This is a genomic window from Vibrio sp. 99K-1, from assembly GCF_013114585.1.
Lineage (GTDB): Bacteria > Pseudomonadota > Gammaproteobacteria > Enterobacterales > Vibrionaceae > Vibrio > Vibrio chagasii_B.
The window spans coordinates 1-16,209 of record NZ_VTXF01000029.1 but is presented as its reverse complement, the minus strand read 5'-3'; the positions used below and the strand labels follow the sequence as shown (position 1 = coordinate 16,209).

The 16,209-nt window shown below is 44.9% G+C and carries 15 protein-coding genes; 14 read left to right on the top strand and 1 reads right to left on the bottom strand.

Features of this window, described 5'->3' with window-relative positions:
- Positions 1-164 precede the first annotated feature (164 nt).
- On the bottom strand, positions 165-911 hold the full coding sequence (flgA, locus tag F0228_RS20265; protein WP_061034107.1) for a flagellar basal body P-ring formation chaperone FlgA: 747 nt from the start codon (positions 909-911) through the stop codon (positions 165-167).
- Positions 912-988: 77 nt separating this feature from the next.
- On the opposite strand from flgA, the gene F0228_RS20260 reads away from it, so the two are divergent.
- From F0228_RS20260 to F0228_RS20195, 14 genes are all read left to right on the top strand, one after another.
- Positions 989-1,915 (top strand): chemotaxis protein CheV, encoded by a 927-nt coding sequence (locus F0228_RS20260; protein WP_004739721.1) that lies wholly within the window; start codon positions 989-991, stop codon positions 1,913-1,915.
- Positions 1,916-1,926: 11 nt separating this feature from the next.
- The gene (locus F0228_RS20255) at positions 1,927-2,754 is read left to right on the top strand and encodes a protein-glutamate O-methyltransferase (RefSeq protein ID WP_008218231.1); all 828 of its coding nucleotides are present in this window, start codon (positions 1,927-1,929) and stop codon (positions 2,752-2,754) included.
- 255 nt (positions 2,755-3,009) lie between these two features.
- Positions 3,010-3,405 carry a flagellar basal body rod protein FlgB gene (gene flgB / locus F0228_RS20250; protein WP_004739719.1) on the top strand — a complete coding sequence of 132 codons (396 nt, stop codon included), beginning with the start codon at positions 3,010-3,012 and terminating at the stop codon, positions 3,403-3,405.
- Positions 3,406-3,409: 4 nt separating this feature from the next.
- Positions 3,410-3,823 (top strand): flagellar basal body rod protein FlgC, encoded by a 414-nt coding sequence (flgC, locus tag F0228_RS20245; RefSeq protein WP_008218235.1) that lies wholly within the window; start codon positions 3,410-3,412, stop codon positions 3,821-3,823.
- Between the two features lie 17 nt (positions 3,824-3,840).
- Positions 3,841-4,554, top strand: coding sequence for a flagellar hook assembly protein FlgD (flgD, locus tag F0228_RS20240; RefSeq protein ID WP_008218237.1), 714 nt, complete (start codon positions 3,841-3,843; stop codon positions 4,552-4,554).
- Between the two features lie 49 nt (positions 4,555-4,603).
- On the top strand, positions 4,604-5,908 hold the full coding sequence (flgE, locus tag F0228_RS20235) for a flagellar hook protein FlgE (RefSeq protein ID WP_061034106.1): 1,305 nt from the start codon (positions 4,604-4,606) through the stop codon (positions 5,906-5,908).
- Positions 5,909-6,159: 251 nt separating this feature from the next.
- Positions 6,160-6,909, top strand: coding sequence for a flagellar basal body rod protein FlgF (locus F0228_RS20230; protein ID WP_004739714.1), 750 nt, complete (start codon positions 6,160-6,162; stop codon positions 6,907-6,909).
- A gap of 21 nt (positions 6,910-6,930) precedes the next feature.
- Positions 6,931-7,719: a flagellar basal-body rod protein FlgG gene (gene flgG / locus F0228_RS20225; RefSeq protein ID WP_004739713.1), complete on the top strand. Its 789-nt coding sequence runs from the start codon at positions 6,931-6,933 to the stop codon at positions 7,717-7,719.
- A gap of 89 nt (positions 7,720-7,808) precedes the next feature.
- Positions 7,809-8,585 (top strand): flagellar basal body L-ring protein FlgH, encoded by a 777-nt coding sequence (gene flgH / locus F0228_RS20220; protein WP_171762712.1) that lies wholly within the window; start codon positions 7,809-7,811, stop codon positions 8,583-8,585.
- Positions 8,586-8,679: 94 nt separating this feature from the next.
- The gene (locus F0228_RS20215; protein ID WP_008218243.1) at positions 8,680-9,771 is read left to right on the top strand and encodes a flagellar basal body P-ring protein FlgI; all 1,092 of its coding nucleotides are present in this window, start codon (positions 8,680-8,682) and stop codon (positions 9,769-9,771) included.
- Between the two features lie 10 nt (positions 9,772-9,781).
- Entirely contained in the window at positions 9,782-10,699 is a 918-nt protein-coding gene (flgJ, locus tag F0228_RS20210; RefSeq protein WP_171762711.1) for a flagellar assembly peptidoglycan hydrolase FlgJ, read from the top strand.
- Positions 10,700-10,910: 211 nt separating this feature from the next.
- Positions 10,911-12,791, top strand: a complete 1,881-nt coding sequence (flgK, locus tag F0228_RS20205; protein WP_061034103.1) for a flagellar hook-associated protein FlgK — start codon at positions 10,911-10,913, stop codon at positions 12,789-12,791.
- 9 nt (positions 12,792-12,800) lie between these two features.
- Positions 12,801-13,991 carry a flagellar hook-associated protein FlgL gene (gene flgL / locus F0228_RS20200; RefSeq protein ID WP_171762710.1) on the top strand — a complete coding sequence of 397 codons (1,191 nt, stop codon included), beginning with the start codon at positions 12,801-12,803 and terminating at the stop codon, positions 13,989-13,991.
- A gap of 419 nt (positions 13,992-14,410) precedes the next feature.
- A complete protein-coding gene (locus F0228_RS20195; protein ID WP_061034101.1) occupies positions 14,411-15,547 on the top strand; it encodes a flagellin in 1,137 nt (378 codons plus the stop codon).
- Positions 15,548-16,209 lie beyond the last annotated feature (662 nt).

Here is a 16,209-nt window from a genome sequence, read left to right as displayed (position 1 = left end):
CTTCAAAAATGGGAACCTGTACAGTCAATATCGACCAAGGGTTCGATTACTTTAGCAATTTTTCGCTCTTTAGTCGAAAAGGGATATAACACTGAAGCTACGTATTTCAATGCTAGAGTCGAAAGCGAAATAGCTAACGGTACCGCCAATTGAGAAGTAGAGAGTTAAAAGTAAACCGTGACTTCAGACATGTTGGTAACAATACCTTCAATTATACGCTGTGATTTATCATTTTTCACTCTTACTTGATCACCCATAGAGCCATCAGTTAGCGCTGTGCCTTTAGTCGTAATGGTCATGCCACCTTTTACTGCCTGTATGATAACCTTCTCGTTTCGACATACGACACAAATGTCACCCCTTTCGACAACGTCACCCGGCCTTAGGTTCTTTTTTACCTTGGCGCCGATAACTTGCTCTGGAGCGGTGAAGCCTTGGCGACGGAATTTGTTAAGAGAAATCATCGCGGTTGTCACGTCGTATTGACCGACAATCTCGCCTCTCGCTAGTGCTCGAGTAGTCGTCACAAGCGGCACTGACATCGAAAGACGTACCGGTACATAAACTCGCCACTCATCAGGAACACATTGCACTAAAACCGTAATACTGCTGCGGGTATTGGTGGTGGTTGAGGCACTTGTCTCAAGAGGAACCGGGCAGTCTGTTGCTTTGATTCTTGAGTCAACATTTGCTGAATTAACAAAGAGTTCGCCGCCTCGTGGCTGTTCAACGGTATCAAGGATGTGTTGCTCCGCCGCAGACTGAATCATCTCAATTTGTTCTGGGGTCGCAGCTTGCACAAAAAAACTAAACAATATTGATAAAATGCCGATAAACTTAGCGACAGTTTTAAAAGTAGCTCTACACATTGCTATGGAAAGAGGTGGCAAATTTGTTTTATAATACGTCATTCCGTTTCTCTGGTGGTTCGTAGCCTGCAGTAGACTAACACTTTTTATACAAAAAAGTTTGATATGGAGATGAGCTCATGACGGGTATTCTTGATTCGGTGAATCAGCGTACGCAACTCGTCGGTCAAAACCGATTAGAATTACTAACCTTTCGCCTAATGGGGCGTCAGCGTTACGGCATTAATGTCTTTAAAGTAAAAGAAGTGCTTCAATGCCCTAAGCTGACGAAGATGCCAAACTTGAACCCACTGGTTAAAGGTGTCGCACACATTCGTGGCCAAACGATCTCTGTGATCGACCTGAGCTTAGCGATTGGTGGCCGTCCGACAACGGATGTTGAAAAGTGTTTTGTGGTTATCTCTGAGTTCAACCGAACCATTCAAGGTTTCTTGGTTAGTTCAGTAGAGCGCATTATCAACATGCACTGGGAATCGATTCTTCCGCCGCCAGATGGCGCTGGTAAAGCGAACTATCTGACAGCGGTAACCAACATCGATAATGAACTGGTTGAAATTCTTGATGTTGAAAAAATCCTAGCTGAAATTTCGCCTGTTGATGAAACCATGGACAGCAAGATTGCTGAAGAAATCGCAGAAGTAGAACAAGAAAAAGAACTCGTTCGCCGCATCTTGATTGCTGATGACTCAACCGTTGCACGTAAACAGGTTCAACGCGCTATTGAGTCGATTGGTTTTGAAGTGATTGCCGTGAAAGATGGTAAAGAAGCCTACGAGAAACTGATGCAGATGTCAGCAGAGGGCAGTATTTACGATCAGATTTCATTGGTGATTTCAGATATCGAAATGCCAGAGATGGATGGCTATACGCTGACTGCTGAGATTCGCCGTCACGCTGAACTAAAAGATTTATACGTAATTTTACACTCATCTTTGAGTGGTGTATTTAACCAAGCCATGGTTGAGCGTGTTGGAGCAAACTCCTTCATTGCTAAGTTCAATCCTGATGAGCTTGGTGCAGCCGTTAAAGCTGCGTTAACTAACTAAAAGAGACATTAATGACTGCTATAACAATAAGTGATCAAGAGTATCGCGATTTCAGCCGTTTCTTAGAATCTCAATGTGGCATTGTATTAGGTGACAGCAAACAGTACTTGGTGCGCAGCCGCCTAAGCCCATTAGTAGCAAAGTTTAACCTAGCTTCGCTGTCTGATTTATTGAGAGATGTAGTGACGGGGCGAAACCGTGAGTTGCGAGTGGCAGCAGTGGATGCTATGACGACGAACGAGACACTTTGGTTCCGAGATACTTACCCGTTTGCAGTGCTTGCGGATAAACTTCTACCGGAAATAGCGGCAAATAAACGTCCTATTAAGATTTGGTCTGCGGCAAGTTCTTCAGGCCAAGAACCATACTCAATGGCAATGACGGTGCTTGAGACTCAAGCTCGTAAGCCAGGTATGCTGCCAAATGTATCGATCACCGCAACTGACATCTCTGCAAGCATGTTGGATATGTGCCGCACTGGTGCGTATGACAACCTTGCTTTAGGTCGTGGTCTTTCTCCAGAGCGTCGCCGTACTTTCTTTGAGGATGCAGGCGATGGCCGCATGAAAGTAAAAGACAACGTGAAGCGCATGGTGAACTTCCGTCCTCAAAACCTGATGGACAGTTACGCACTTCTGGGTAAGTTCGACATTATCTTCTGTCGTAACGTACTGATTTACTTCTCTCCAGAGATGAAATCTAAAGTGCTTAACCAAATGGCGAACAGCCTGAACCCAGGTGGTTACTTGCTTCTGGGGGCGTCTGAGTCGTTAACTGGATTAACGGACCGCTTCGAAATGGTTCGTTGTAACCCAGGTATCATCTACAAATTGAAGTAATTGCCGCCACCTAAATATGGTGTGACATTACTGAATAATTTTAAAACCCAGCCAAGTGCTGGGTTTTCTTTTTCCGGCTTAACCTATATCTTTAAGTCAGAGTGACATTCCAATTTACTCTATTTTTTGGCTTGTATATTGCAAGTTTACCCACGAGTAACCTGTAAAAGTATAAATAGACCACTTCGTTTTAAAAGTTGGTATATATATTGCTTTGGTTATTTCATAACAGTCAGTTCTTGAGTTGAGGTTTAGATGGCTATTTCTTTTGATAATGCTTTAGGCATTCACCAACACACAGTTGGTGTACGTGAGCGTAACGCTGAGGTGCTTTCCACCAATATCGCGCAAGCAAACACGCCTGGGTATAAAGCAAAGGGATTAGACTTTAAGAAATCACTGCAGGCGGCAAGTTCTGGGGCAAGCATTGGTCTTAGCCGCACAGACGGTCGGCACATTTCTGCCGAAACGACGGTGAACGGGGAAACGAAGTATCGAATTCCTACCCAACCTGATACAGGAGATGGCAACACGGTTGATTTGGATTTGGAAAGAAACCTTTTCATGCAAAACCAAATTAGGCATCAAGCCTCTCTCGACTTCCTTGGAAGTAAGTTCAAGAATTTAACTAAAGCGATTAAAGGGGAATAATTAGATGAGCTTATTTAATGTATTCAATGTGACTGGTTCTGCGATGAGTGCTGAATCTGTTCGTCTAAATACGACCTCGAGCAACCTTGCAAACGCGGACAGTGTAAGTAGTTCTGCTAAAGAAACTTACAAGGCTCGCCACGCAGTGTTCGGCGCTGAGTTAAATCGAGCACGCAACAGTGACCACACTGTGCCTGTGAAAGTATTAGGTATTGTGGAAAGCGATAAGCCGCTGAGCGCGGAGTACAACCCAGACCACCCATTAGCGAACAACGAAGGCTTCATTTACAAGTCTAACGTGAACGTTATGGAAGAGATGGCAAATATGATTTCGGCATCACGTGCGTACCAAACGAACGTACAGGTTGCTGACTCGAGTAAACAAATGCTGCTGCGTACGCTGCAGATGGGTCAATAAGGATAAGGAGGTAGCACATGGCTGGAATCAACAACAATGTTGGTCAAAGCGGCTTGTCCTATGTTGACCAGCTGAAGAGTCTTCAAGATGGCGCTAAGAAGCCCGACGAAACAACAGGTAAGCAGGATCTTAAGCAAGAAGATTTCTTATCTTTGTTGACTAAGCAACTAGCACAGCAAGACCCTTTTAAGCCGGTTAGCAATGACCAGATGATTGCGCAAATGGCTTCATTTGCGACCGTAGATGGCATCGGCAAAATGAATTCACAGTTTGAAAGCTTGAACTCATCGATGACCTCTAACCAAGCACTGCAGGCCTCCTCTTTGGTTGGTCGTGATGTATTGGTTCCTGGTGCGGCAGGTGTAAAGCAAGGTGATGGCGGTATGGCGGCAATGGTTAAGCTTCCTCAAGCAATGGACAACGTTATGGTCCGTGTTGAGAACGAAGTGGGCCAATTAGTTCGCACTTTTGATATCGGTTCTAAACCTTCAGGCGATACACGTGTTGAATGGGACGGAAAAGACGAAGACGGTAACCCATTGCCGGCCGGTAAATACAACGTGAAAGCGTCGGGTTTACTGGATGGCGAGAACACAGAGTTCCAAGTTTCCAGTTATGCAAACGTGAACAGTGTGCTTCTTGGTAAGGGTGATGGCAACGTACTACTCAATCTGGCTGGTTTTACATCGCCAGTACGACTTGCTGAAGTACTAGAAGTTGGTAAAGCGTAGCTCTTAGTTGAGTGACTATGCTAGCTAGATAGATTAGGAGAATATTGGAATGTCATATGTAGCTTTAAGCGGCCTATCCGCTGCACAATTAGACCTGAATACAACCAGTAACAACATTGCGAACGCAAACACATTTGGCTTTAAAGAGTCTCGTGCTGAATTTGGTGATGTTTACTCAAACTCGTTGTTCACAAACGCAAAAACGACGTCAGGTGGCGGTGCGCAAGCTAGCCAAGTGGCGCAACAGTTCCACGAAGGTTCAAGTATTTATACAAACAACCCAATGGATCTACGCGTAAGTGGTACAGGTTTCTTTGCGGTAGCGAAAGACCGTATGGTGCCAGAGATTAACGAACTAACACGTAATGGTGCTTTTCACCTAAACAAAGACAACTACATGGTTACGGCTAACGATGAGTTTCTTTTAGGTTACGATGTTGATCCAAACTCGGGTGAAGTTCTTTCTTATGCGCCAAAGCCTCTCGACATTCCAGCTGAATTTGGTAAGCCAAAGCAGACAGAAAACATTGAAGTTGGGGTTAACCTTCCTGCAAACGGTGACCTTAAAGATCCGGCTGCATTTAACTTCAAAGATGCTGATACCTATAACCGTGCAACGTCTTCGACGGTATACGATTCTATGGGCCAGTCTTACAAGTTAACGACTTACTACCTCAAAGATCAGACGCAACCAAATACTTGGCAGACGTACTACACCATGTCTGATGAGACTGGCGAGAAGCCACTCAATATTACTGGTGGTGATGCAACGAATGCTCAAGGTCATGTTGGTCACACAATGAAGTTCAACAATGACGGTACGTTAGCAAGCTTGAACAGTGGTCAACCGATAAACTCGGACCCACTAGGCGCTGGTGCGAACCCAATTGACTTGAACGGTGCAGATCCAACACAAGTGCTTAAGTTTGGTCTAGATTCTTCAACCCAATTTGCGGCTCCGTTTGAACTGACTAAGTTTGATGAAGATGGTGCAACAACAGGTTTCTTAACCAAAATCGATTTCGATGAGTACGGCAGTGTTCTAGGTACTTACTCAAATGGTGAAAACGTAATGCTTGGTCGTGTTGGCCTAGTGCGCGTACCAAACGAGCAAGGTCTGGATAAGAAAGGCGGTACCCAGTGGGATTCTACTAACGACTCAGGTGACAAAATCTGGGGTGAATCGAATAAAGGTTCATTTGGTAGTATCAACAACGGCTCACTTGAGCAGTCGAACATCGATATGACTCAAGAACTGGTTGATTTGATTTCTGCTCAACGTAACTTCCAAGCGAACTCGCGCTCTCTAGAAGTACACAACCAACTACAACAGAATATTCTTCAGATTCGTTAATCGTTTCTAACGTTTGAATCATCTGTGAATACCCAATTCAATGTTATTGAATTGGGTATTGTTGTTTGCTTTTTTATTTGCCGCCCTTATTGCCGCCCGGTAATGCCACTGGCAACAATTCTTCCTCAATGATCCTTTTGTGATCACCTTTCTTGTTTGTTTTTCATTTAAATCGTTGATAAATAACAGTTAAAAATATTGGCACAGTGTTTGCTATATTAGCCCCAGAAGATGATTTTTGGAGCAAAATTATGGATCGCGCACTGTTTCTTGCCATGAGTGGCGCTAAGCAAAATATGCAAGCTTTGCAGCTACGTGCAAACAACCTTGCTAACGTAAGTACAACGGGTTTCCGTGCTGATTTAGCACAAGCGCGTTCCATGCAAGCGTATGGCGAAGGTATGCCTACTCGTGTTTTCAGCATGACAGAGCGTCCGGGACATAATTTTGCACAAGGTAGTGTGGTTACCACTGGCCGTGATCTTGATGTCACTATTCAAGGTGATGGTTGGATTTCGGTAATGGATAACACTGGTCGTGAAGGCTTAACCCGTAACGGTAACCTAAAGGTTGACCAAAACGGTTTGCTGACCAATGCAAGTGGCCATTTGGTATTGGGCGAAAACGACGCGCCAATCACACTGCCAATCCCAATCAGTAAAGTCGAAATTGGTACAGACGGTACGATCTCAGTCATTCCTCAAGGCGCTCCAGCTGAGGAATTGGAGGTTGTTGATCGTATTAAACTTGTACGTCCAGATAATCAAAGTTTGTTTAAAGATACGAATGGTCTATTCCGTTCGAAAAACCCAGATCAGGCATACGAAGCAGATGCAGCGGTAACGTTGCTAAAAGGTGCGGTCGAAGGCAGTAACGTAAATGCCGTAGGTGAAATGACCAGCCTAATTGACTTACAACGTCAGTTTGAAATGCAGGTCAAGATGATGAGCACAGCAGAGGAAATGGACAAGTCGTCTGATTCACTGCTTCGTATGAGCTAATAGAATTTAAAGGAAATTGCTATGCATCCAGCATTATGGGTAAGTAAAACAGGTTTAGACGCCCAACAAACCAATATTTCAACGATTTCAAACAACCTTGCTAACGCCTCGACCATTGGTTTTAAAAAGAGCCGTGCAGTATTTGAAGATCTGTTCTACCAGAATATTAACCAGCCTGGCGGTCAGTCGTCTCAGAACACTGAGCTACCAAGTGGCTTAATGTTGGGTGCAGGTTCTAAAGTGGTTGCGACTCAAAAGGTTCACACTCACGGTAACGCACAAACAACGTCGAACAGCTTAGATATGATGATTGAAGGCGACGGCTTCTTCCAAGTTGAGATGCCAGACGGTGAAACAGGTTACAGCCGTAATGGTCAGTTCACATTGAACGGTGACGGCGCAATCGTGACATCGGGTCAAGGTTACCCGCTACAACCAGAAATCGTTATTCCTGAAGATGCAATCTCAGTGACAGTAGGTAACGACGGTGAGGTATCGGTTCGTCTCCGTGGCGAGCAAAACAACGTAGTGGTAGGTCAGATCACTATTACTGACTTTGTAAACCCAGGCGGTTTAGAACCAGTAGGTCAGAACCTTTACTTGCCGACAGGTGCGAGTGGTGACCCACAAGAAGGTGTACCAGGCTTCGATGGCCTGGGTAACATCCGCCAATCGATGCTAGAAACATCGAACGTAAACGTAACCGAAGAGCTTGTGAATATGATCGAAGCTCAACGTGTTTACGAAATGAACTCGAAAGTTATCTCGTCGGTAGACAAGATGATGAGCTTTGTTAACCAACAGCTGTAATCGGTTTATTCACCGCTTACTGGTTTCGTATTAATCGACGTGTTCGTCACGGCCTACTAATTACCACGACTTGCTGAGAGTATATCGCCATGAAACGTATTTTTTGTTTAGCCCTGTTTTTATCTATGAGCGGTTGTTCTGTGCTTGATCCAATTGAGACACCAGCAGAAGAGAACGCGACCACAGTGGTTGATGCGGTAGAAGGCGATAAATCGGCTCAAGAAAGCTCAGGTATTATCGACACGCTTCGCGGTCGAACGGATCCTATCGCAGGTGATCCTGCATGGGCGCCAATCAACCCAAAACAGAAGCCAGAGCATTATGCTGCGGCAACCGGTTCACTATTTAACGTAAACCATATTGGCAGTATGTACGATGATTCAAAGCCTCGCGGTATCGGTGACATCATTACGGTAGCGCTGGATGAAAATACTCGTGCGACGAAAAAAGCCAATGCGGACATGTCTAAGTCGAACGATGCATCTATGGAGCCTTTGGCTGTTGGCGGTCAAGAGCTGACGATAGACAAGTACAACTTTTCGTATGACCTAAGCAACACTAATACCTTCGCAGGTGATGCTTCTGCTAATCAGAGCAACAGCATCAGTGGTTACATTACTGTGGAAGTGATTGAAGTGCTTGCTAACGGCAACCTAGTGGTGCGTGGTGAAAAGTGGATGACATTGAACACCGGTGATGAGTACATCCGCTTAAGTGGCACCATCCGTCCAGACGACATTGATTTCGATAATACCATCGCTTCAAACCGTGTTTCTAATGCTCGAATCCAGTACTCAGGGACCGGAGTGCAACAAGATATGCAAGAGCCTGGATTCTTGGCACGATTCTTTAATGTATCTCTGTAGAGCTTGAGAAGGCGTCGACATACTGACAGCCCGTGTTACTCAACAATATTTCGCTAAGTTATTATTAATTAAAGCAATACAGACAGGTTACTCAATGAAAAAACTGACACTCGTACTATTCGGCATGCTATTTCTTGCCACCAGTGCCCATGCTGCGCGTATTAAAGACGTGGCAAAAGTGGCGGGTGTTCGTAGTAACCAACTTGTCGGTTATGGTTTGGTCACGGGTTTGCCGGGTACCGGTGAGACAACTCCCTTTACCGATCAAACATTTAACGCGATGCTGCAAAATTTTGGCATCCAATTGCCGCCTGGCACTAAGCCAAAAACCAAAAACGTAGCGGCAGTAATTGTTACCGCTGAACTGCCGGCTTTCTCTAAGCAAGGTCAGGAAGTTGACGTCACGGTTTCTTCTATCGGTTCGGCAAAAAGCCTACGTGGTGGTACCTTGCTACAAACCTTCCTAAAAGGTCTAGATGGTCAGGTTTATGCCGTCGCGCAAGGTAACTTAGTGGTAAGTGGCTTTAGTGCTCAGGGTAACGATGGTTCTAAGATTGTTGGCAATAACCCTAACGTCGGTATCATCTCTAGTGGTGCAACAGTAGAGCAAGAGATCCCAACGCCTTTCGGCCGTGGCGACTACATCACCTTCAACCTAATCCAATCAGATTTCACAACAGCGCAGCGCATGGCTGATGCAGTTAATAATTTCTTAGGCCCACAAATGGCTTCAGCGGTCGATGCGACGTCTGTAAAAGTACGTGCGCCTCGAGAAATCAGCCAACGTGTGGCGTTCTTATCGGCAATCGAAAACATTGAATTTGACCCAGCTGAAGGTTCAGCGAAAATCATCGTTAACTCTCGTACTGGTACTATTGTCGTTGGTAAGCACGTGCGCCTAAAAGCGGCGGCGGTAACACACGGCGGTATGACAGTCGCGATTAAAGAAAACTTAAACGTTAGCCAGCCGAATGCATTCTCTGGTGGTCAAACGGTAGTGGTTCCAGATTCTGATATCGAAGTCACTGAAGCCGATGGCAAGATGTTTAAGTTCGAACCTGGCTTAACATTGGATGATTTGGTTCGTGCGGTTAACGAAGTCGGCGCAGCGCCTTCTGATCTAATGGCAATCCTTCAAGCACTGAAACAAGCGGGTGCGATTGAAGGCCAGCTGATCATTATCTAAGGAATAGAGCATGATTAAGAATAACAACGACATCGGCTTTATTCACGACATCGGCAGCCTAGACCGTCTTCGTCAACAAGCAGTAAACGGTGAAGAGGGCAGTGAGAAAGAAGCACTGACCGCAGCGGCAAAACAGTTTGAAGCGATTTTCACCTCAATGTTGTTTAAGTCGATGCGCGATGCGAACTCTAGCTTTAAATCGGATATGTTGAACAGCCAGAACGAACAGTTCTATCGCCAGATGCAAGACGACCAAATGGCGAGTGAGCTCAGTGCGAATGGTTCACTAGGCCTTGCGGATATGATTGTTGCACAGCTAAGTGCGGGTCAAGCAAGCGACGCGACAGAAGATAAGGTTCGCAGTGAAGGTTTTGATACTTCATTGCAAAGACCTCAATACTCAGGCCGTTCAGAAGAGAGAGCACTAGACGTGCAAGCTGCGTCAGCGACTAAACAGCCAGTCTCTTTCGATTCACCAGAATCCTTTGTGACCTCAATGAAGCCTTACGCAGAAAAAGCGGCAAGCGCGCTTGGCGTAGATTCATCTCTATTATTGGCTCAAGCGGCACTGGAAACAGGCTGGGGCTCAAAGATGGTCAAAAACTCTTTAGGCAACAGTAATAACCTATTCAACATCAAAGCAGACAGAAGTTGGAAAGGCGATAAAGTGGCGACTCAAACACTTGAGTTCCATGGTAAAACGGCCGTTAAAGAATCTGCTTCTTTCCGTTCGTACTCAAGTTTTGAAGACAGCTTCAACGACTATGTGAAGTTCTTGAACGAAAACCCAAGGTATGAAACGGCGCTGCAGCACCAAGGCAATTCGGAGAACTTCATCAAAGGTATTCATCAAGCAGGCTACGCAACTGACCCTAACTATGCTGATAAGGTATTGCGAGTTAAAGCTAAGATTGATGAGATGAATTAGGTCAATTAGATTGAGCATTTAGAGCTTGCCAGTGGCAGGCTCTTTTCTTATCTGCCGTTTAAAAGTCAACAGCACCACATCTACTTATCTCTTTATACTTCAATAAATTAACGCCTTTTAACTCTATTCTTTCTCTATTGGCACATATATTGCTTTTTAAACTGGTAGTTAATCAGCTTATCCTGATTTTGTTAAGTTTTTTGGGGGCATTATGGCGTCGGATCTTCTGAATGTAGGGGCACAAAGTGTTCTTACTGCTCAGAGACAGCTAAACACCACAGGTCATAACATTTCTAACGCCAATACAGAGGGCTATAGCCGCCAATCTGTGATTCAAGGTGTTAATGACCCGCGCCAGTACGGTGGTCAAACCTACGGCATGGGTGTGCATGTGGAAAATGTTCGCCGCTCTTGGGATCAATTTGCCGTCAATGAACTTAACCTATCGACAACCAATGCCGCCAACAAAGGCGACACTCAAGGCAACTTGGATATGTTGTCGAGCATGTTGTCTTCGGTGGCTTCGAAGAAGATTCCAGAAAACCTAAATGAATGGTTTGACTCGGTTAAAACCTTAGCCGATACACCGAATGACGTTGGTGCTCGAAAAGTCGTAATAGAGAAGGCTGGGTTACTCAGTAAAACGTTGAATGAATTTCATGAAACGGTTCGTCAACAGTCTGATTCTACGAATAAAAAATTAGATATGGGTATCGAGCGAGTTAATCAACTCGCGATCGAGATCCGTGATGTACAACGCCTGATGATGCGAACTCCAGGACCTCATAACGACCTGCGAGATCAGCATGAAAAGCTAATTAATGAGCTTTCTGGTTACACCAAAGTAACGGTGACACCGCGCTCAAATGCCGAAGGCTTCAATGTCCATATTGGTAACGGCCACACCTTGGTATCAGGTAGCGAGGCAAGCCAGTTAAAAATGGTGGATGGTTTACCTGATGCACACCAGCGTCGCTTGGCGATTGTTGAAGGTAAGTCTTTAAAGCCGATCACCAGCAGTGACATTGATGGAAAAATCGGTGCCATGTTAGACATGCGTGATGAGCACATCCCAGCCATCATGGATGAGCTTGGCCGTTTGGCAACTGCGTTTTCGTACAAGGTTAATGCGCTTCAAGAGCAAGGTTTGGATCTCAACGGCAACGTGGGCAAGAACCTGTTTACCGATGTGAACTCAGAGCTGGTGGCAAAATCTCGTGTGACGGCAAGTGGGCAGTCCAAAGCCGATGTAGCCGTATTTATTGATGATACTTCTGCCTTAAAAGGTGGAGAGTACGGTCTCAAATACGATGGTAGTGATTACGTGGTGACCAAGCCAAGTGGCGAAACGGTCAAAGTGAGTACCGATTCAAGCGGCAACGCGTTTTATCTTGATGGTATGCGCGTCGAAATTCGTAATCCGCCTGAACTTGGTGAAAAGCTGCTACTGCGTCCGACGCGTAATTTTGCCGCGCAGATTCACATGGAAACCACAGATCCGAAAGACATTGCCGCACAAAGCTATGAAGCATCGACGACGTTCGCCAAAGGCACCGCTGGCTTCAAAATCCTAGAGGCAGGCCAACTGCGTGAGTTTGAAGTGATTGTGTCACCAAAGGGCGAGCAATTTGCGGTGACGGATCCAAAAGGCAATATCTTAATGCAGCCTCAACCGTATCCGCCACAAGGACCGGTGACGATTAACGGCACGACCTTCGAGTTAACGGCAGGCGCGTTGGCAAACGACAAATTTACGGCAAACCTTGTCCCATCAGAAGGTGACAATGGCAACTTACGTAAGCTGCAAGATCTCCAAACGGGCAAGATCTTGAACGATGGTGAGTCTACGATTCTAGACCTTTACCACAACCTGAATACCAACACGGGTCTGAAGTCTTCAACGGCCAATCGCTTGAGTGATATTGCGACGTTAGAAAAGCAGTCAGCCCAGGAGCGTATTGCTTCAATCTCAGGGGTTAACCTTGATGAAGAAGCGGCAAATATGATGAAGTTTCAACAAGCGTATATGGCTTCTTCACGCATCATGCAAGCTGCTAACGATACCTTTAATACTATTTTGGCTCTGAGGTAGGAAGTATAAATGTTAAATCGTATATCTAGCTTCCATAACTACCAGTCCGTACAAAATGACTTGCGCCGCCAAGAGAACAAGGTGCATCACAACCAAGCGCAACTCGCTTCCGGTAAGAAGCTGCAGTCGCCAAGTGATGACCCGTTAGCGACGCACTATTTACAGAATATTGGTCAGCAATCAGAGCAGCTTAAACAGTACGTTGATGCCATTACTCTGGTTAGAAACCGCCTTGAGCACCATGAGGTGATGATCGCCAACTCGGAAGGCTTTGCTGATGAAGCAAAACGAACCGTGATGGAAATGATCAACGGTGCGCTGTCACCTGAAGACCGTTTAGCGAAGAAGCGTGAAATCCAAGAGTTAGCGAATAACTTTTTGTACTTAGCGAACTCTCAAAACGAGTCTGGCAACTACACATTCGCTGGTACTAAGCCGAAAAGCCAGCCCTTCTTTCGCGATAACGAAGGAACGGTGACGTATCAAGGAGATGACTATCAGCGCAAGATGCGTGTAGCGAGCAGCTTTGAAATGGCGATGAATGATCCGGGCAGTAAGTTATTTATGGAAATAGATAACCCATTCGGTGATTTTGAGCCTCAATACGAGCTAGAGCCAGCATCTGAGTTACTACTTGGTCGTGCAACCAACAGTGCAGAAGATGGTTCTACTTATAAAGTAACCTTTGTTGATATGCAGACCGGTAAGTTTGCCTACCAACTTGAAAAAGATGGCGCTGTGGTTGCTGCTGAAGATTTTGACCCTGCGACTGGCATTGTCTACGAAGGGTTAAATATTCAGTTTAAAGGACAAGTCACCAAGGGTGATTCGATCACCTTAGAGCCGAGAGAGACATTCTCGATCTTTGACACGTTCAAAGAAGCGGCAGAACAGGTAGAAAACCCTGTGTCCGATGCATCGGCAACGGCAAAACTGCACCAAATGACAGAAGAGTTTCATGCTGCGTTTATCCATTTAACGAAAGCAAGAACGGATGTCGGTGCCCGTTTGAGTACATTGGATATTCAAGAGCAACAACATGAAGACTTTAAGTTGTCTTTGGCGAAAGCGAAAAGCAACTTTGAAGATTTGGATTACTCGAAAGCCATCATTGAATTCAATGAAAACTCTCGAGCATTGCAAGCTTCACAGCAAGCGTTTGGCAAAACAAAAGACCTAACCTTGTTTAACTATATTTAATACTTAATCGGTATTTGGTGGTGGACTGCTAAATACCACGGAGTCGATTCTTTGCCTTATGTGCTATGCCATACGAGCGAATGACTTCAAAAATTGCCGCTTTTTCGTACGAGACATAGTGTTTCTTGATATAGCGGCAAAAAACGGCAACAAGCGGGTAGAGGTAGTTTCATCCTCTAGAAGCAAACAATCATAATCGCGTTTAATTTTCTGTAAGTTTTTGATTATTAGTTAATAAAAAAATTATTTATACAAAATTAAACTTGGCATACAACTTGTATCTGTGTTGGTTATAAATGATTAATACAGATCTTAAACCTTGTATAAGGTTTATTGAGTAACATACGGTCAGTGCTTATCCATATGAGAGTAAAGCTGGCCGCTTCGCAGAGAGCTTGCGAACTCATAAGGAGAGCAAAATGGCAGTTAATGTAAGTACTAACGTTTCCGCAATGACAGCGCAGCGTTACCTGAACAAAGCGTCTAATGACTTAGCGACTTCTATGGAGCGTTTGTCATCTGGTCACAAGATCAACAGCGCAAAAGATGATGCGGCAGGTCTGCAAATCTCGAACCGTCTAACGGCTCAGTCTCGTGGTCTTGATGTGGCAATGCGTAATGCCAACGACGGTATTTCGATTGCTCAAACAGCAGAAGGCGCGATGAACGAATCGACTAACGTACTACAACGTATGCGTGATCTAGCGATTCAATCATCAAACGGCACTAACTCGCCGGCAGAGCGTACAGCACTAAACGAAGAGTCAATGGCACTTCAAGATGAGCTTAACCGTATCGCGGAAACCACATCGTTTGGTGGTCGTCGTCTACTGAATGGTTCATTCGGTGAAGCTTCATTCCAGATCGGTTCTAACTCTGGTGAAGCAATGATCATGGCTCTGACAAGTATCCGTGCAGATGACTACCGTATGGGTGGTACTACGTTCGATTCAGAAAACGCGAAAGATAAGAACTGGGAAGTGCCGCCAACAGCGAGCGATCTTAAGTTTGAATTCAAAACCAAAGCGGGTGAAGACATCGTTCTAGATATCAACACTAAAGCGGGTGACGATATTGAAGAGTTAGCGACTTACATTAATGGTCAATCTGACTTAGTAAACGCATCGGTTACTGATGATGGCCGTTTACAGTTATTCGTAGCGGAACCTGACCTAGATGGCGCTATGTCTATCTCTGGTGGCCTGGCATCAGAGCTTGGTCTTAAGAGCGAAGGCCGTGCAACATCAGTTCAAGATATCAGCCTAACAAGTGTTGCTGGTTCACAGAACGCTATCAGCGTTATCGATTCTGCAATGAAGTACGTAGATTCACAGCGTGCTGATTTGGGTGCGAAACAGAACCGTCTAAGCCACAGCATTAATAACTTGGCAAACGTTCAAGAGAACGTAGACGCTTCAAACAGCCGAATCAAAGATACGGACTTTGCGAAAGAGACAACGCAAATGACTAAATCACAAATTCTGCAACAAGCGGGTACTTCAATACTTGCTCAAGCAAAACAATTGCCTAACTCTGCAATGTCACTATTGCAATAGTTATTGGTTGAACTTGCTGCTCGTGTTCAGACGTGAGCCATGCAGCAAGGGAAACTGGCAAGCATACTTACTATTGGGTGTTTAGCTCTCTCATCTCTCACCTGCTATCCATTTTTACGGTAAGAATGCAACGGCGAGTCGGAAATGTGTTCATTTCTCGATGATCTCCACACAGGCTCTGACGCGCCAACTAGCCCCGGTTCTCTCAAAGGAAAAGGGGCTTTTTCCTTTCTGCAGATTGTGTTTTATTTTCCCTTCTAACGATCTTTCTTCGTTTTCTCGCTTTGCTGGTTTTAATTTTCTCTGCCGACTTTGTGAAGAGCAGCTCACCTTTTTTGCCTAATATTTGTCCGCCCCAAAGAACTTTGGTGATTGATCATTTCTGCACATTGGCCAGCCAAAAAGCTAATTAGAGTGTTTTTTGACCAATTAAAGCGCTCTCATTAATAGAAATCTATAGTTATTCTAGAAAGTTTAATGTTTTAAGTTATTGAAAATTAGCTAATTAATAATTTTTTTGTGGTTTTTTAAAAGTTTTTCTAAAGCTTCTGATTTTCGCGCCGTTATTAAAAGTAACTTTGAGAGAACTACTTGGTTTTCCGAGACGTCGGAAACCGCAATACCGGAAAATCAATTGGAGAAATCACCATGGCAGTGAATGT

Bases quoted from the DNA above. Each gene is read 5' to 3' on its own strand.
- F0228_RS20195 (WP_061034101.1), top strand. From the start codon at position 14,411: ATGGCAGTTAATGTAAGTACTAACGTTTCCGCAATGACAGCGCAGCGT.
- flgE (WP_061034106.1), top strand. From the start codon at position 4,604: ATGTCATATGTAGCTTTAAGCGGCCTATCCGCTGCACAATTAGACCTG.
- flgD (WP_008218237.1), top strand. From the start codon at position 3,841: ATGGCTGGAATCAACAACAATGTTGGTCAAAGCGGCTTGTCCTATGTT.
- flgA (WP_061034107.1), bottom strand. From the start codon at position 911: ATGACGTATTATAAAACAAATTTGCCACCTCTTTCCATAGCAATGTGT.
- flgG (WP_004739713.1), top strand. From the start codon at position 6,931: ATGCATCCAGCATTATGGGTAAGTAAAACAGGTTTAGACGCCCAACAA.
- flgC (WP_008218235.1), top strand. From the start codon at position 3,410: ATGAGCTTATTTAATGTATTCAATGTGACTGGTTCTGCGATGAGTGCT.
- F0228_RS20230 (WP_004739714.1), top strand. From the start codon at position 6,160: ATGGATCGCGCACTGTTTCTTGCCATGAGTGGCGCTAAGCAAAATATG.
- flgH (WP_171762712.1), top strand. From the start codon at position 7,809: ATGAAACGTATTTTTTGTTTAGCCCTGTTTTTATCTATGAGCGGTTGT.
- flgK (WP_061034103.1), top strand. From the start codon at position 10,911: ATGGCGTCGGATCTTCTGAATGTAGGGGCACAAAGTGTTCTTACTGCT.
- flgL (WP_171762710.1), top strand. From the start codon at position 12,801: ATGTTAAATCGTATATCTAGCTTCCATAACTACCAGTCCGTACAAAAT.
- flgB (WP_004739719.1), top strand. From the start codon at position 3,010: ATGGCTATTTCTTTTGATAATGCTTTAGGCATTCACCAACACACAGTT.
- F0228_RS20215 (WP_008218243.1), top strand. From the start codon at position 8,680: ATGAAAAAACTGACACTCGTACTATTCGGCATGCTATTTCTTGCCACC.
- F0228_RS20260 (WP_004739721.1), top strand. From the start codon at position 989: ATGACGGGTATTCTTGATTCGGTGAATCAGCGTACGCAACTCGTCGGT.
- F0228_RS20255 (WP_008218231.1), top strand. From the start codon at position 1,927: ATGACTGCTATAACAATAAGTGATCAAGAGTATCGCGATTTCAGCCGT.
- flgJ (WP_171762711.1), top strand. From the start codon at position 9,782: ATGATTAAGAATAACAACGACATCGGCTTTATTCACGACATCGGCAGC.